This is a genomic window from Bradyrhizobium sp. BRP19 (genome assembly GCF_020194195.1).
GTDB lineage: Bacteria > Pseudomonadota > Alphaproteobacteria > Rhizobiales > Xanthobacteraceae > Bradyrhizobium > Bradyrhizobium yuanmingense.
Genome location: NZ_JADYVZ010000017.1, coordinates 66718 through 81595, shown reverse-complemented (window position 1 = coordinate 81595; position 14878 = coordinate 66718). Strand labels below are relative to the sequence as shown.

Genomic DNA, 14878 nt, shown 5'->3' with positions numbered 1-14878 from the left:
CGGAGCGGCACTTGCAGCTCAGGCTCTTTGAAAACCTGCGCAGGCCCGCCGTCTGCCTTGCCAGCCATGGGAAAGCAGTTTGAACAGAGCGGAAAGCCGGTTCGGCCAACTGATTTTGGCGCGGTGTCGCGCCAGAGGAGGGGTTTGGTTCAGATTCAGGAAGCAGCGACCCTCCGCAGGGGCTTCGGATGGAGGTCTACGTCCATCAATCCTGACCTCAACGCCTGTCTCGTGGCCCGGCCCAGCACAGTCACATAGTCTCGGTTCCGGAATGCCGAACCATTCAAAGCTACGTGCGAGCAGTAGCTCCGCAACCGGCACTCGCTGCATAGCCCTTCCGACCGACCCAGCATCGGGGATGAGGATCACGACCGACCATGGGGGCTTGGATCTGACCAGCTGAGACATTCTCAATCCTTCACAATCCCGGCGACAGACCGAGATAGGTGCTAACCTCAAGACCGTACAACTTAACGTTACGTGAGATTCAAGCCCTTTTTGGGAGCCTGTGACAACATGGCCAAGCTCTCAGGCTGCCGGAAAAGGGCCGCCGGCCGGTGTGCTGTCGCAAGCATTCAGCGCTGCGATGTGAGCCAAGAAAGTTCGTCTCCCGTCGAGATCAGGGTCGCCTGCCGATGAGCCCATTGCCGGAAACGCTTGCCCTTCGACCAGGCGCTCGCTGCCCTTGCAGCCGATTGCGCGCGTGAAGTCCGCTGCGCCGTCATTGAATAGCTCAGTCACGTCTATCTGGCGCCGACCGTGCGATGCCAAATGCGGCCGACCGATAGTTTTCGATGAGGTCGGCCTGATAGGGGCACCAGCCTATAGCCCTTGCGGCGTTGGAGAAACGATCCCGCGAATGTGCCGGCGGGCGTCATCCAACGTACCTCGTGGTCACTGACTTCGCGATTATCGCAGTGTCTGATAGAGGCGGTACAGCAGCCGCGCGCGAGGTTCAATCGACGAGATGTAGAGTTGCTCATAATGCGTATGCGCGCCCTTGCCATCGACGCCAAGGCCGTCAAGGGTCGCGGTATGCGGCGCGGTGAAATTGCTATCGGAGCCGCCGCCGCTGAACGCGTCGAGCAGCTCGAATCCAAGCTCGGCAGCAAGCTGTTTGGCGTGTGCGTAAAGCGCGGCGCCGGCGCTGGTCTTCTCATATGGCGGACGGTTCAATTCGCCTGATACCTTCACCTTGACGCCCTCGGTGCGCGAGCTGATGCCCAGAATCTTCGGCACCAGCTCGTCGGCATGGGCCATGGTCGGGACGCGCATGTCGACTTGCGCGTAGGCCAGTTCCGCGATCACGTTTGGCCTGGTGCCGCCGCGGACGACGCCGACATTGACGGTGATACCGCGCGTGAGATCGTTCATCGCCTCCAGCGTCTGGATCACATGGCCGAGTTCCCGAATCGCGCTGCGGCCGTCCTCGGGGCGCGTGCCGGCATGCGCGGCCGCACCCTTTATGAATACCTCGAAGCGCGCAACGCCCTTGCGCCCGGTGATGACCTTGCCGCCGTCGCGCGCCGGCTCGGTCACGAGCACGTATTTGGCCTTGCGGCCCTCGGCCTCGATCAGCGCGCGCGAGGTTGGGCTGCCAATCTCTTCGTCCGAGACGTAGAGCTGGGTGATGCCGAGCGGCGGGCGTGCGTCATCGGCGCAGATCTGCCGGAATGCGTGATAGGCGAGGTAGGCGCCGCCCTTCATGTCGTAGATGCCAGGGCCGAACGCACTGTCGCCGTCGATCTTGAAGGGTAGCCGTTCGATGGATCCCATCGGATGGACGGTGTCGAGATGGCTCAAGATTAGAAGGCCCGGTACGCCCTGCCCCCAAGAAGAGCGGATAACCAAATGATCGCCGCAGCCGTCATGCCCCGCAACGCGCTCGACGCTGGCGGGCAGGTCGCGATAGCCTGCTGCGACGACATCAGCCAGTTTGTTGATCTGATCCGGCCGCTCCGTCGGAGATTCGATCATGACCCAGCGGCGAATGCCCTCGAGAATCGGGGCGATTTCGAACGCGTTGCTGGACATAGTTGTCTGACGCCTTTGAATTCGATTGTTATCGTTCTGCAAGATCATGACATCAACCATGTACTCACATCAGAATCGAGGCCGAACATCTAAAGGGTCGCCAGCCATTGTGACCCAGGCGTGCCTCTGGATCCGATCTTGCTGCGGCAACGATGTACGCGCCTGTCGATCTTAACTTGAGCTACCAAAGCTGGTAGTTTTCGACGGGATTATGCGGCCCTAAGAAGAAGGCCCTTCTGGAGTTGGTCGTTCTGGTGAGCTGTAATTATTCTGATCAGGACCTTCCTGCGAGATCCGCGCAAATCGCATTGTCCTGACCAGGTGACCCCCACGCCTCTCAACGCGGAAGGTCGCCGGCCAGCGGCAGCATCGTACGAGCGGCGAAGCGCCGAAATCGCCGGAGCTGAGGGGACGGACCTCTCAATACGAGCTCTAATCTGTGAAAGAGTTGCAGCCCGGTCGATTGTTCGACGACTGTCGCTGGAAGCGGCCAGGGATCGATGCCATCCATCGTTCTGCTCTCCCGACGGCATCTGCGCAACCCGCGCTCAGTCAAGCAGTAGGGTTCCGCGCCCCGGAAGTTGATCAATGGATTGCCACGGCCTTGTCGGGTCGCGATAAATTCATCCGATAAAGATGGTATGTGTGCCAAGCACCTTGTGGTCATACAAAACGCATTCGAGCGCGCAAAATGCGTTCGGCAATAGCGGTGGGCGCTGTATCGAAGCGTTGAACACCCTTGGGCCCCTCCCGACCGCCAAAATGCAGGGCAAGGTCTTCCTGGTCACTGCGGAGAAGACTGACTCCAAAGCTGCCGCTGGCGAGGATCTGATCATGTGCCTCGCAGCGGGCATTGATGCCAACGACCAGGCACGGCGGCTCCATGCAGATGGACGTCAAAGAACTCACCGCCAGTCCACGTCGTCCGGCTGCCGTTCCGCTCGTCACGATGGCGACACCCGCTGGCCAGATTGCGCATGGTCTGACGGAACTCTGTCGGTCGGATAGACGGCATTTCAAACTGGTGGCTCATGATCTGCCTCCGGACTTGTACCCGATTCCGACTTTTATCCGTATTGGGCGGCCCCTAATAAGGTATCCGGTGTCGGAATTACGTGACGAGCAAGCTCAGGTCGAGCTCGGCTATGACTTCGATGTCCTCTGGATTAGCTGAAGTCATGACCAGACGGACGTGCAGTATCTCACCTTGTTACCGGGATCGGCGATTGCAGCGGCAGAACTGAGAATTGCCGCCGCCAGGAGTTTCAATAGGACCCTTCTCAAGCAGAACCGCGCTGAGCGGCCGCCGACGCGCCAGCGCACACAGAGTTGTGGTCGCGATCCGACCAGCTGGGCTGGAACCTCGCTGGGCCGCCGCGCGGAGGGGATGATGCCGATTTCGGTACCGGCGCGCCTACCAGAGTTTCTCCGCATGTAGACGGCATCGGCGTACCTAAAGCGCCTTTAGGAGAATACGTTTTTTTGCCTCGAGAAGATGCTTATCCAGCGTCGCGTGCAGCGCTCCCCGCAACTGCGGCGGGATCGAGCCATCTGTATCGATCAATTCTCGGAACTTCCGAATGATGTGTTCTAACACTGCAATAGATCCTTGTGCTTCAACCTTCAGCCAGGACATCATCGATTTTCTCCTTTGGCGCGCGGCGCGCTTCCTCGTGGGTCCTCACCTCGGCAACTCTGGCTGCAACAGACTCTCGTCGAAAAAAAGTTGGCGCTCGGGCCGCGTGCTCAGCGCGACTTGCTTTGATGAGGGCGAGCGCAGGCGGCGCACGCTCCTTGAAATCCCGCAGAAGTGACGCGCATTCGCGCCTGCAATACTTTCGCGCTCGTGAGCAACAGTCTTGGTCGGAATACTGGAACATCGGCCAGCTCGGCTGTCACGCGTTCGAAACCGCGATCAGGCGCTTCAGTCGAGCGGCTGCGGCGCCGCCATCAAGTGATACTTGTCCAAGTGCTACGCCTTCCCGCAGGGTCGAGGCCCGCCCGGCCACGACCAATGCCGCCGCCGCGTTCAAAAGCGCAGCGTCGCGAAATCGACCTGGTACGCCATCAAGCACATTTTGCAGCGCAACGGCATTAGCCTCTGCATCGCCGCTCTCCAGCGCGTCGCGGCAGCGGGGGAGCCCGGCTTCTTCCGGCGTCACTTCGAAGGTGCGGACTATACCCGCCTCAAGCGCAGCAACAAAGGTTGGACCGGTAAGGGTTATTTCGTCGAGCCCGTCCGAGCCATGAACAACCCATACCGACTCGGCACCGAGGTTCTTCAAGACGTACGCCAGAGGCTGGACCCATTCGGGAGATAATACCCCAACGATCTGCCGCTTGACCCTGGCCGGATTGGACAGAGGCTCGATTAGATTGAAGATCGTGTGGATTCCAAGTGCTGTCCGGATCTGGCCGACGCGCTGCATCGCCGGATAATGGGCCGAGGCAAACATGAAGCCGATGTTGGCTTCCTGTACACAACGTGCAATAGCTTCAGGCTTGAGATCGACCTTCACGCCGAGGCGCGCCAACACGTCTGCGACGCTTGAACCCGAAGACGCAGCGCGGTTGGCATGCCTGGCGACAGGAATGCCGACCCCGGCGACGATGAAGGAAGCACACGTCGACACGTTGACCGAATATATAGGGGTGTCGTTCGTGCCAGCGATACCGACGGGGTCGCATGCCGCCTCCACGCGCAGCATTCTATTCCGCATCGCGGAGGCGGCCCCGGTGACTTCTTCGACCGTCTCGCCCCGGACCCGCATCCCCATCAACAAGCCACCGATTTGCGAGGGAGTCGCGTAACCCGACATCACGCTGTCGAAGGCTGACGCAGTTTCCTCGCGCGTCAGAGTGGCGCCGCTGGCAACTTTGCCAATGATTGATCTAAGCTCTTCCATCGAACTTTACACGTTCCTTGTTCAAACCTCGATCTCTTCCGCGACGTTTGAGGCGGCAGTCGGTTGAGTGTGGGCGCCCTCGGCGAGGCTACAACCTGACGCTACGTGAGGGTCAAGCTCTCCATTTCGTGCCGTCGAGAGGAGGTCGTCGGCCAGTAGAACACTGTAGTTTCTTGATGCCAGGACCGATGGCACTCTCTCGCGCCCGCTTGCCACGCCCGCAGCGGCCTCTTTACCGCGGTGTTCCGACCGGATCACCGCCAAAGCCTTTTAGCGTCGGGCGCCGCCGTCGTGGAGCATTGAAGCGGCTTCCTCGACCTGCTTCGCGAGTATTGGTGCTGGGGAGATGGAGCCCGATCTCAGCTGGGCTCTACAAAATAACGCCACCTGATTGTAAATGAAGGTGCGCAGGACAGCCTTCATAGAGCGATCGACGCGTCCCGTTGATCCGCGCGCATGAAGCGGTGAGCCAGCCGTGTTCGGTCCTGCCTTACAGTCGGAATACGCCGCATTGCGGCGCATCGATCGGCGCATTGAGCGAAGCGCTCAATGCGATTGCGAGGGCAGTTCTGGTATCGACAGGATCAAGAATGCCGTCGTCCCAGATTTCCGAGGTCGCATAATAGGCACTTGACCGCTCGCGATATTCTTCAAGAATTGGTGCTCGAATGGCTGCCAATTCCTGCTCCGAGAGGCGCCCTCCGGCGCGAGCCAATTGTCTCGCCTTGACGTGTGTGAGAACTCCGGCGGCCTGCTCGGCGCCCATCGCAGATATCTGAGAATTCGGCCAGCTGAACACGAATCGAGGATCAAACGCGCGTCCCGACATAGCGTAAGTTCCTGCGCCGTGCGAGCTATTGCAAACGATCGTAAACTTCGGCACGGACGCTCCGGACACCGCCATGATCAGCTTGGCGCCGTCCTTGGTGATCCCACGCCGTTCATATTCGCGGCCAACCATAAAGCCAGTTACGTTCTGCAGGAAGAGCAGGGGCGTCCTGTTCTTGTCGCACAGTTGAATGAAATGAGCCCCCTTTAGCGCGCTGTCGCCGAACAGCACGCCATTATTGGCAATGATCCCGATTTGATATCCATAAAGCCGCGCAAAGCCGCACACGAGTGATGTCGCATACCGCGGCTGGTATTCTTGAAATCGGCTGCCATCGACCAGACGAGCGATGATCTCTCGCATGTCGAACTGCGCTCGCGCGTCCTTTGGAATGATACCGTAGAGTTCGGACGCACTATAGGCGGGCGGCTCGGGGGCCACTCGATCGATCGAGGTCTTCGCCGGTTGGTGGAAGCGAGCAACGACGTCGCGGGCAATCGCAATCGCATGGATTTCGGAGCTTGCAAAGTAATCACAGGTGCCCGACACGCTGGTATGCATGAGAGCGCCGCCAAGTTCGTCGGCGGACACTTGTTCGCCGGTGGCAGCCTTCACGACCGGAGGGCCGCCGAGAAAAATCGCTCCAGTGCCTTCGACGATAATGTTGTATTCACTAAGCGCAGGGACGTAGGCCCCTGCCGCGGTGCAGTGGCCCATGACGATGGCGACCTGCGGCACCCCCATCTTCGAGAGAACGGATTGATTGCGGAGAATTCGACCGGCATGGTAGCGATCAGCAAAGAATTCCGCCTGCAAAGGCAGAAATCCGCCGGCGCAGTCGCACAGGTGAACCACCGGCAGACGGTTTTCGATGGCTATATCCAGTGTCCGCACGATCTTCTTGACCGAGAGTGGATACCATGCGCCGCTCTTCACGCTGGCATCGTCGGCATGAACAATAACCTCTCGCCCCGCCACAATGCCGATGCCGACAACCTGGGCGGCGCCGGGCACCTCGCCGTCGTATGCCTTGTTAGCGGCCAGCGTCGAAAGCTCTAGGAACGGAGTTTCCGGATCGAGCAAGGCCGCGAGCCGCTCACGAACAAAAAGTTTATTCTGCCGACGCAGCCGCTCGAAGTCCCGCTCAGGCCTGTGGAAGCGGGCAACGCGTTGGCGCTCTTTCAATTCGGCGGCAAGTTGTCTGTTGTGCAGGTCGTTGCGACGAAATTCCTGCGAGTTCACGTTCGCCACGGAACCGATCCGCTGCATTTCAGCGCCCTTCTTTAGAGAGCGTGACCAGCACAGCGTCGTGCTCGAAGCTCTCACCTTCCTTGACGTGAATTCGATGGACGATGCCATCCTGTGGTGAGCGTATGATCGTTTCCAGCTTCATGCTTTCAATCGTCATCAGTGCCATTCCCGCCGAGACCGATTGACCGGACGAAACTGTGATCGCAACAACAAAGCCGGGCATCGGCGCCCGGGCCTCCAAAGCGTGAGTCTCGTTATTGCCGGATGCGCACGCTCGCAACGGGTCGTTGTAGCGCAAAATGCGCGTCCTGCCGCGGATGTGGAGGTGAATTAGCTCCCCCTCGATGGCGAACCTGACCGGTTCGCTCTGGCCCGCAATGGTCAAGATGCCGCTACTGTCATTGCAATGGCTGAACGCGACAGGGGTAATCACCTGGTCTCGAAGATGGAGCCTGTAGTCTTGCTGGTTGGGTGAAAGCCACAATTCATGATATACGCCGTCGACCTCGAATGAGTGATACACGTCAATTTCTCCAACTACCGAGCGCTGCGTGAAACTCGGGCACGGCATCGGCCGACTCGCGGACCGGTCTTGTCAGGAGAGCCGCAGATGCCAGGAACGCAGACATTTCGGCAGCAAAGTTGTCGGCTGCGAGATGTGGATTTTCTTCTAGGTATCCCGTATGGAACTGACCGCCAAGAAATGCCTCGTCGCAAAGAATCCGGGCGAGCAAGCTCGCGTTGGTCTCGCACCCAAGTAGAACCAGTTCGCGAACGGCGCGGTAGGCTTTCAGAGCAGCCTCTATGCGGCTCGGTGAATGCACAATGATCTTGGCGAGCATGGGATCGAATGCCGCCGTGATGTGCTGGCCTTGCATGATGCCGCTGTCGATTCGTGCGCCATCCGGATACTCGAGAAGAAGTACTTTGCCGGTGGTCGGGACGTATCCGCGTTCGGGAGCCTCGGCGCAAAGCCTGAGCTCGATTGCATGCCCATTTGAAAGAATGTCGGACTGCGAAAGTGCAAGTTTTCGGCCCGCTGCCGCATAGACTTGTTCGGCGATCAGATCGACGCCGGTGATCATCTCGGTCACCGGATGTTCGACCTGAAGGCGTGTATTCATTTCTAGAAAGTAGAACTCTCCGCCGCTGAAAATGAACTCGACCGTTCCTGCATTCTGATAGTTCGCTGCACGGGCGATGCCGACGGCGGTTTCGCAAATCCGGGTCCGCAATTCTGGTGATAGCGCTGGCGAGGGCGTTTCCTCGATGATCTTCTGGAAACGGCGCTGCACCGAGCATTCGCGCTCGAAGAGATGGACCAGGTTACCGAAGGCGTCACCGAGCACCTGTACTTCAATGTGTCTCGGTCTTTCGAGATATCGTTCAACATAAAGTCGGCCATCTCCAAAGTAGCGACGCGCTTCACTGCTCGCCTGCTCAATGGCTGCCTCCAACGTAGCGAGGTCGCGTACAATCCGCATTCCCTTGCCGCCACCGCCAGATGATGGCTTCACGAGCAAAGGAACTCCAATAGCCCGCGCTCTCGAAACGAATGTGGCCGGATCATCTTCCTCGATGGCGCAGGGTGCGACTGGAAAGCCGTTGCCTTGAACGAACTTACGGGCGCGGATCTTATCGCCCATTAGCTCGATCGCTTCTGGAGCGGGTCCGATGAATACAATACCGGCCTTTGTCACTCTACTGGCGAATTCCGCATTCTCGGAAAGCATTCCATAACCCGGATGTATCGCGCCGGCGTTCGCCTTGCGCGCGGCCGCGATGATCTGCTCGATGTCCAGATAGCTTGCGATCGGCGTGCGGCCGCTGATCGGAATAGCCAGGCCGGCCATTGAGACGGCCGGGGTTCCCGCGTCAACCTCATGGTAGGCAATTGCAGACCGAAGCCCAAGCTTGTTCAAGGTTTTGATGATACGTGCGGCTATCTCACCCCTATTGGCGATCAGAACGGTATCGAAGGGTAATTTATGCATTCGCCTATCCGGACAAGCGCGATTGAACCAGAGCGTCGGTCAATTGTAGGCGAGCCATGCTCGTCATCTGACCTCGGGTGACCGTCCTGCAGGTCAGGCTTGGACCACTTCTGTGGATGAGGCAAACGAACAGGCAGCACATCTTCACTTCGAGTCGCTGCTTTTTTTGCCAGTGTCGCGCACGGAGATCACGTAGCGACATTGCTGACTGAGGCTCGCTTGCTTGGATCTGAGGCAGGCAGTGATAGCGGTGCGATCTGGTATGTGGCTGCTACAAAGGCGGAACACGTCCTCCATGCAAGCCTCTTTCTCCTCTGCGGTCGGCGCTTGATCGCGCGCGTTGACCAGCCTGGGTATTAGAGCTGTCATTGCGACGGCAAGAGCGACGGCGCAGTAGTAGAGTGTGAGGCGCGAAGGCAGCTGAGTTCGTTGATTTTGAGTCATGATATCCCTTTAGGTCGGTCGGGCTGCGGTATTGTTCTTCCTGCGCGAAGCGCCAACATGACCTGTCAACCGCGAAACAAGCCGGAACTGCTTAAGTGCGGTGCCGGCAAGCTCGTCCTTTCTCTTTTGCGGTCTGACTGTACGGTGCTGGTCATCTGTCCGGCACGACGAAACGACACCTGCCCTAGTGGTGGAGCTCCGCGAAGAGGGGAAGCACTGGCGGGTGAGCTGGCCAAACAAGTGATCATTTCGGAGCTTTCGGTGATTGTGCGGTTGTGCATGCTTGGATGTCGCGAGGCATTGCTTGGGCGTGATATGTGCTTAGGTACTCTGGCTGAGCCTATCCGCCAGGCGACTAATGACGCCGTAGCCGGCCACGGGTTGAAGGGCCCGGGCCAGCTATCGCGAGGCAGAGAGATCAGGCAAAAGCCAGGTGCGCTCAAGCCACGGTTGATGATGCATTCGATCGTTCAGAGCGACCCATGATGGCGCGGGCCGAGACTGTGTTTGGTGTAGTCGCGCCTGTGTTCGTTGGGTGGGGTATCTGGGGCGGAGCCTCCGTCTTGCGTCCGTTCCGGTGAGGCTACGGTGATGGAAGCGCCTGCCGTGCAGATCTCGAAACGTGCGATTTCGTCCAGCCGCGACAGGAACAGCTCCGACGAAGCGCGGACAAGGATGCGCCTGGAAGATCTTATCGTTCTGATCGAGTCGCGCCAGGTGAGTTTAGGTGTTTGAAACATTCGCAATTCTCATGACGTGTCCGGACCGCTGGATTGTCGGACGTGGTTCCCACTTGTCCAGGATCGTACAATCTAACGCTAGGTCCGATTCAAGCCCCTTGTGCATCCCATCGTCTGAGGATGTCGGGGCTGTGCATTCTTCGTACGAGCCTCGGCTGCAAGGCGCACTTTTGTGTTTCAGAATAGCAGCTGTGCATGGCGACTGCCCGCTTCGGCAACCGCGGCCACGAGCGTCGCTGTTACGTGATTATACGGAGCGCCGGTGTCGCATTTCTTTGATCTGCCAATTGCATGCTCTCGGCATGAATCCGAAAAGTAAACTCTACCAGCCCGACCACTGGCGAGGCCGTGCGGAAGCAACGCGAAAGAAAGCGGAAGCGCTCGCTGACGGAAAAGCCAAAGACAGGCTGCTTAAAATTGCCGTGGAATACGACAAGCTGGCTCGGCGTGCCCACGTGTGGCGGATGCACAAAAACGAGGACGATACGTGGCCTGAGGAAGAGCTGTAAAGCGTCGCTGCGGATCATCAAAAGGCCCCCAGCCCGTTGATCGCTACCCGACCTAATGGCCCGCGCAAAATGTCGCTCAGCTGCAAGTTAGTGCCTGGAAGGGACGTTGAGGGGCACCGTGGGCCAAGGCATCCTGACGGTCCTGTGGCGCGCTCCTGATCGCGACACGTAGGTGAAGGCGGAGCAGGCCGCCTGCCCAACGCTCCTTCAAGTCTACTTGTTTAGTCAGCTTCTCGAAAGCTAATTCTCATATGACGAAAAATGCGGGATCCAGACCTCAATTTGAGTCAATGCGTCGCAGTTAAAGCGGAAGCCCGGATGACATCCGCGCGGGGACATGTTGAGCTGTTACAGGTCAGTGTTTGGCACTTCGTCGCGGCTGCAATGGCATATCAGTTTCGCCAATTCGAGATTTCTGCGGCATCGGTCAATATTTACTTTGCGCTCGTCGGAGGGGCGGATTTCCAGGTAGTCGCGCGAAGTGTGTCACTGGAACCAAGTCTGTGAAGAGGTCTCCACGTCCGATTGATGGTGCGCATACGGTGCGGCCGCGGCATGCGAGAGGCGTCGGTAAGCTCCGCGCGCCTTGGCATCCGCGAGATTATTTCAGAAGAGCGCTGCGATGATCCAGTAGATACCGGCCCAAAGCAGCGCATTTATGAGGAGTGCAGCCAGGAGCCAAAGGTTCCACCTCCTTTGCACCTGCCGAAAGCGACAATCGGCGCCGTAATGCTTGATCGGTTGTTGCTTTGGTGCGCGCCAATGCGTCATTTCATCAGACGTCGCGCTGGTCCACGGAAAAATGCCGGATTTTGCCTGCCTCGTACTACTCATAAGTTCGCGGTCCTCTTTCATAAGGAGAAGTCAGAATCGTTGTCTGAGCGCGGCGAGCATCCGGCCGATGGTATGCTCGTCGTATCGTCGGTGCATTTAAGGTCGGCGTTCCGTTGCCACAGCAATCTACATGCCACGACGGAGAAGTGTCGGCACCGCTTTGATGTAAGCAAAAACGCCTCTGTCGGGCGTTGGCGACACGGAACCGCTGTCCAAGGTCGGATTCGCGACGTCCATGTCTGAAAGACAACACCCGCATTAGCAGCAAAAGCGTGAGCGCTTCGCGAGCGTCATACCGTGAGAAATGCGTAAGAGCTGTATCGTAGTAGCGCGGGAAGAAGGCCGACGGTCGCACTCATAGAGATCGATTAATCATTGTTTCTGACCATCACCTTACGAGGAGACACCGAGATGGCAGGCGATCCGCTGGATGCTATCAGCTCGAAAACAGTTCTTGCTCGGCGTCAGCGGCTCTGGTGCAGGCCCGTTTGATTTGGTCCCGTACAATTCAATCGTGCTTACGTAGATGGCGCATTGGCACCGTTCAGACTCGACCGAAAGCTGCGAATGGCCAAGTACTGCGATCTCACCAAGCAGTAAGATCGCCGCGAAGCATCAACTGGTGCCAGCAGTGGTTTTGCGAGTCATCATGGAATGTGGATGTCAAACGCCACCATAGGGAGCATGCCATGATGACGACCAATTCATTGAAGAGGAGGTGACGGCCAAGAGCCGACAAGTTCTTGTGAAGAAGGTCACCATGAAACATGAATGGGCGCTAACGCTTGCTTGAAGCGGGCAAGAGCGATGGCGGACATTGCTGTTGCTGATGCGCGATCTGTTCGGCGACGTGCGACCAATACTGGCTGGCATCGATAAGTAAGATGATTCGCATGAGAGGGGCTTGATGGCACAGCTGCCTTACGAGCGGGAAGGTGCAATCGGCGGACTGATTCGCCATCGCGCAGATCGTGCTATCGCGCATGCTCAGGCAATCAATGGCCCTTGAGAGCGACCTTCGCCCACAATGCGAGTGTTAGAAGACTATAACAGGAGAACGAGTGATGATGAACATCTGCGGCTTTCTCAGATGGTGCGCTGAAAAGGGGTATAGGAGCGCTGGGCCGAGGATCGAGCCGGTTGACGAGTTGCGAGACAACGTCATCTGCGTCGAGTTCAAGGCCATCCGAGAGGCAAAGGAGCGGGCGTGCGGGCGCAGATGATAGAGAAGCTGGAGGCCGGCCGCGTGCAACACGGCCGGTTCGCTACCGTTCCGGGATCAGGCCCTTGCGGCGTGTTCCTCGTGCAGGGGCCTTGCGGGTGTGAACTAAAGATAAGTGGATTCGTCCGTCCTGGCTGGGAGCATGTCGCTGTCTCGACGCCGCGGCGCTGTCCGAATTGGGACGAGATGTGCTTTGTCAAAGACCTGTTCTGGGATGAAGAGGAGTGTGTCATGCAACTGCATCCGCCACATTCGCAGTATGTGAATAACAGCCGATATTGCCTGCACCTGTGGAGACCCACTCATCGCGGCATCCCAATGCCGCCGCCGAGCTTTGTGGGCATCGTTGGGCTAGGGCCATCAGAAGCCGCAATGTTGTTCGCCCAGATGAGCGCGACAGCATGATGAGCTGAGTTAAAAGGATATCTGAGCGGAAGATGAGGCCGAGCGGGTGCAGAAGCACCGGTTCGGCGCCGCCGGAACGCGGCGTCGCAAGCGGATATAGTCGCCGATCGCCTGTTGCACTGTGCAGGGGTGCTGAGCCTGAAATCGCTGTTTTCAAAGGAGCTGCTGATGGTGCACTGATCCGGTTCAAGAGATGTCTCGTATGCGCTTGGGACCAATTATTATCGAAGGAACGAATTGGAGTTCGGGTCTTGGTGGCATTCAAACCAGTGTTTGCAGTACCGTGCTGAACGCCGGTTCGGCAGCAACAAGGACGTCTCACCGGGCAGACGACTTGTCACGAGTCAATCACTGGACGATCCGACGAAGCGAAAAGCATGTGCCGACCGAATGGCATAACGCGAAATGCTGAGACCGAAGCCAAAGCGAAGGCCGAATTCAGTTTGACGAAGGCGCTGTCCAGGCGCCGCCTACGCCACGAGCCGGGGTCCGGTCACCCTGACGGCAGCGGAATTGCTCAAGCTAGGCCTACCGGTCGCTCTGCAAGAGCCGGTAGCTCGTCGGCACTACTCCTCATCTGAAGCGGGGCTGATGAGCAGAGACGGTCGAGTCGCCAAATAGCCAACTCGGGCGGTAGCTTCTCCAAGCCTATTTGGTTGTCAGCTCGTCGTCAGCTTGCCGCAATAGCATTCGCAGGCAGGGCGTAAGCAGCCCGCCCTCGCTCTGAGGAAACGTACGCTGAAGAGGCAGGCGAGCCGCCATGTATAATCGAGTTAGTGGTCAATCCACACGCCCTAATCAAACTAACGAACCGAGTCAGCCGGCAGACAGCAGCGAATTTGCGCAAACACTGATGGATCTCGCTCGACGGGAGAGCTCGTCACCTGGGGAATTGCCCGACAAAATGGGGCTCTGCTGCAGCAGGCCACATACCTCCGATGCAAACATTTACAGTCCAAGCACCTCAGATTCCAGCATAACCTCTCTGTCCTCCAGCTCAAGTCCATCCTCTCCAGCGAGGCCTATCCCTCCTCTGTTCGGTTACAGGACTGCTGAATTGTCCGAGGCCAATGTCAACGGCATCTGCGTTGGATTGGCAGCGGAGTGGATCCGCAATCTCCCAAGCAGTCCTTCATCCCGGATGAGGGCGCTGCGCCCGGGTACTGAAACTCACAGCTCAGCCGCAGTGCTGCAGCAGCGGTATGAACGCCTCAAGGCGGCGGAAAGTTCTCACAATTCTCAGGCAAGAAGCACGATGTTACGCGAAGCTGGCCTAGAGCCGTCCGCCGAACAAAAGCGATATAGGTTTGGTACATCTTCGCGCATTGGCCAGATCGTGAGCGAGGTCACCCACGATCCATCGATCTATTTGGTCAGCTTGCGATTCGCCGAAGGTGACGCCCACATGATCGCAACGTCTACATCGAATGGAATGACGACCCTCTTTGATCCTAACTATGGAGAGTTTACAGTTCGGTCAAATCAGATGGGTGAGTTGTTCAAAAGTCTTGCCGACCGCTACCGCAACCCGCCGAACGAACTTGATATATCGATGGTCGTCACACAGAGGATGACGTGAGTGTTGCGGAGGTTCCAAAACGGACCTTGCCGATCCCACGCGCGGATGCTTTCGCGATTAATGCCGGACAGCCGCGTCGCGTCCGACAGTGCAACACCAGGGCACGGAAGACGGATTGTGGCACCCTGAAC

General features: G+C 58.2%; 12 protein-coding genes. 3 read left to right on the top strand and 9 right to left on the bottom strand.

Annotated elements, in window-relative coordinates; all coding sequences use genetic code 11:
* Positions 1-909: 909 nt before the first annotated feature.
* Positions 910-2034 carry a M20 family metallopeptidase gene (locus I6F36_RS32220; protein ID WP_225130984.1) on the bottom strand — a complete coding sequence of 375 codons (1125 nt, stop codon included), beginning with the start codon at positions 2032-2034 and terminating at the stop codon, positions 910-912.
* Between the two features lie 663 nt (positions 2035-2697).
* Positions 2698-2943 carry a flavin reductase gene (locus tag I6F36_RS32215; protein WP_346656691.1) on the bottom strand — a complete coding sequence of 82 codons (246 nt, stop codon included), beginning with the start codon at positions 2941-2943 and terminating at the stop codon, positions 2698-2700.
* On the opposite strand from I6F36_RS32215, the gene I6F36_RS32210 reads away from it, so the two are divergent.
* A complete protein-coding gene (locus I6F36_RS32210; RefSeq protein WP_225145118.1) occupies positions 2918-3208 on the top strand; it encodes a hypothetical protein in 291 nt (96 codons plus the stop codon). The genes I6F36_RS32215 and I6F36_RS32210 overlap by 26 nt on opposite strands.
* A 279-nt stretch (positions 3209-3487) precedes the next feature.
* On the opposite strand, the gene I6F36_RS32205 is transcribed toward I6F36_RS32210, so the two are convergent.
* The 5 genes from I6F36_RS32205 to I6F36_RS32185 all read right to left on the bottom strand — a co-directional run bounded on the left by I6F36_RS32205 (position 3488) and on the right by I6F36_RS32185 (position 9014).
* Complete coding sequence (locus I6F36_RS32205; protein ID WP_225145077.1) at positions 3488-3673, bottom strand: hypothetical protein; 186 nt, start codon at positions 3671-3673, stop codon at positions 3488-3490.
* A 256-nt stretch (positions 3674-3929) separates the two neighbouring features.
* The gene (gene trpD / locus I6F36_RS32200; RefSeq protein ID WP_225145076.1) at positions 3930-4940 is read right to left on the bottom strand and encodes an anthranilate phosphoribosyltransferase; all 1011 of its coding nucleotides are present in this window, start codon (positions 4938-4940) and stop codon (positions 3930-3932) included.
* A 490-nt stretch (positions 4941-5430) separates the two neighbouring features.
* A complete protein-coding gene (locus I6F36_RS32195) occupies positions 5431-7038 on the bottom strand; it encodes an acyl-CoA carboxylase subunit beta (RefSeq protein WP_225145075.1) in 1608 nt (535 codons plus the stop codon).
* 1 nt (position 7039) lies between these two features.
* Positions 7040-7543, bottom strand: a complete 504-nt coding sequence (locus I6F36_RS39920) for a biotin/lipoyl-containing protein (protein ID WP_225142053.1) — start codon at positions 7541-7543, stop codon at positions 7040-7042.
* 1 nt (position 7544) lies between these two features.
* Positions 7545-9014: an acetyl/propionyl/methylcrotonyl-CoA carboxylase subunit alpha gene (locus I6F36_RS32185; RefSeq protein ID WP_225145074.1), complete on the bottom strand. Its 1470-nt coding sequence runs from the start codon at positions 9012-9014 to the stop codon at positions 7545-7547.
* 1035 nt (positions 9015-10049) lie between these two features.
* Between I6F36_RS32185 and I6F36_RS32180 the strand changes: the two genes are divergently transcribed.
* Positions 10050-10193: a hypothetical protein gene (locus I6F36_RS32180; protein ID WP_225145073.1), complete on the top strand. Its 144-nt coding sequence runs from the start codon at positions 10050-10052 to the stop codon at positions 10191-10193.
* A 244-nt stretch (positions 10194-10437) separates the two neighbouring features.
* Here the strand turns inward: I6F36_RS32180 and I6F36_RS32175 are convergent, their stop codons facing one another.
* Both I6F36_RS32175 and I6F36_RS32170 read right to left on the bottom strand, forming a co-directional pair.
* Positions 10438-10725, bottom strand: coding sequence for a hypothetical protein (locus I6F36_RS32175; RefSeq protein WP_225145072.1), 288 nt, complete (start codon positions 10723-10725; stop codon positions 10438-10440).
* Between the two features lie 2267 nt (positions 10726-12992).
* Positions 12993-13358 (bottom strand): hypothetical protein, encoded by a 366-nt coding sequence (locus I6F36_RS32170; RefSeq protein ID WP_225145071.1) that lies wholly within the window; start codon positions 13356-13358, stop codon positions 12993-12995.
* Positions 13359-13928: 570 nt separating this feature from the next.
* Here I6F36_RS32170 and I6F36_RS32165 point away from each other — a divergent pair.
* Positions 13929-14747: a YopT-type cysteine protease domain-containing protein gene (locus I6F36_RS32165; protein ID WP_346656689.1), complete on the top strand. Its 819-nt coding sequence runs from the start codon at positions 13929-13931 to the stop codon at positions 14745-14747.
* Positions 14748-14878: the final 131 nt, after the last annotated feature.

Excerpts from the sequence above, each read along its gene's own strand:
- I6F36_RS32195 (WP_225145075.1), bottom strand. The coding sequence starts at position 7,038 with ATGCAGCGGATCGGTTCCGTGGCGAACGTGAACTCGCAGGAATTTCGT.
- I6F36_RS32185 (WP_225145074.1), bottom strand. The coding sequence starts at position 9,014 with ATGCATAAATTACCCTTCGATACCGTTCTGATCGCCAATAGGGGTGAG.
- I6F36_RS32180 (WP_225145073.1), top strand. The coding sequence starts at position 10,050 with ATGGAAGCGCCTGCCGTGCAGATCTCGAAACGTGCGATTTCGTCCAGC.
- trpD (WP_225145076.1), bottom strand. The coding sequence starts at position 4,940 with ATGGAAGAGCTTAGATCAATCATTGGCAAAGTTGCCAGCGGCGCCACT.
- I6F36_RS32205 (WP_225145077.1), bottom strand. The coding sequence starts at position 3,673 with ATGATGTCCTGGCTGAAGGTTGAAGCACAAGGATCTATTGCAGTGTTA.
- I6F36_RS32165 (WP_346656689.1), top strand. The coding sequence starts at position 13,929 with ATGTATAATCGAGTTAGTGGTCAATCCACACGCCCTAATCAAACTAAC.
- I6F36_RS32175 (WP_225145072.1), bottom strand. The coding sequence starts at position 10,725 with ATGATCCGCAGCGACGCTTTACAGCTCTTCCTCAGGCCACGTATCGTC.
- I6F36_RS32220 (WP_225130984.1), bottom strand. The coding sequence starts at position 2,034 with ATGTCCAGCAACGCGTTCGAAATCGCCCCGATTCTCGAGGGCATTCGC.
- I6F36_RS32210 (WP_225145118.1), top strand. The coding sequence starts at position 2,918 with ATGCAGATGGACGTCAAAGAACTCACCGCCAGTCCACGTCGTCCGGCT.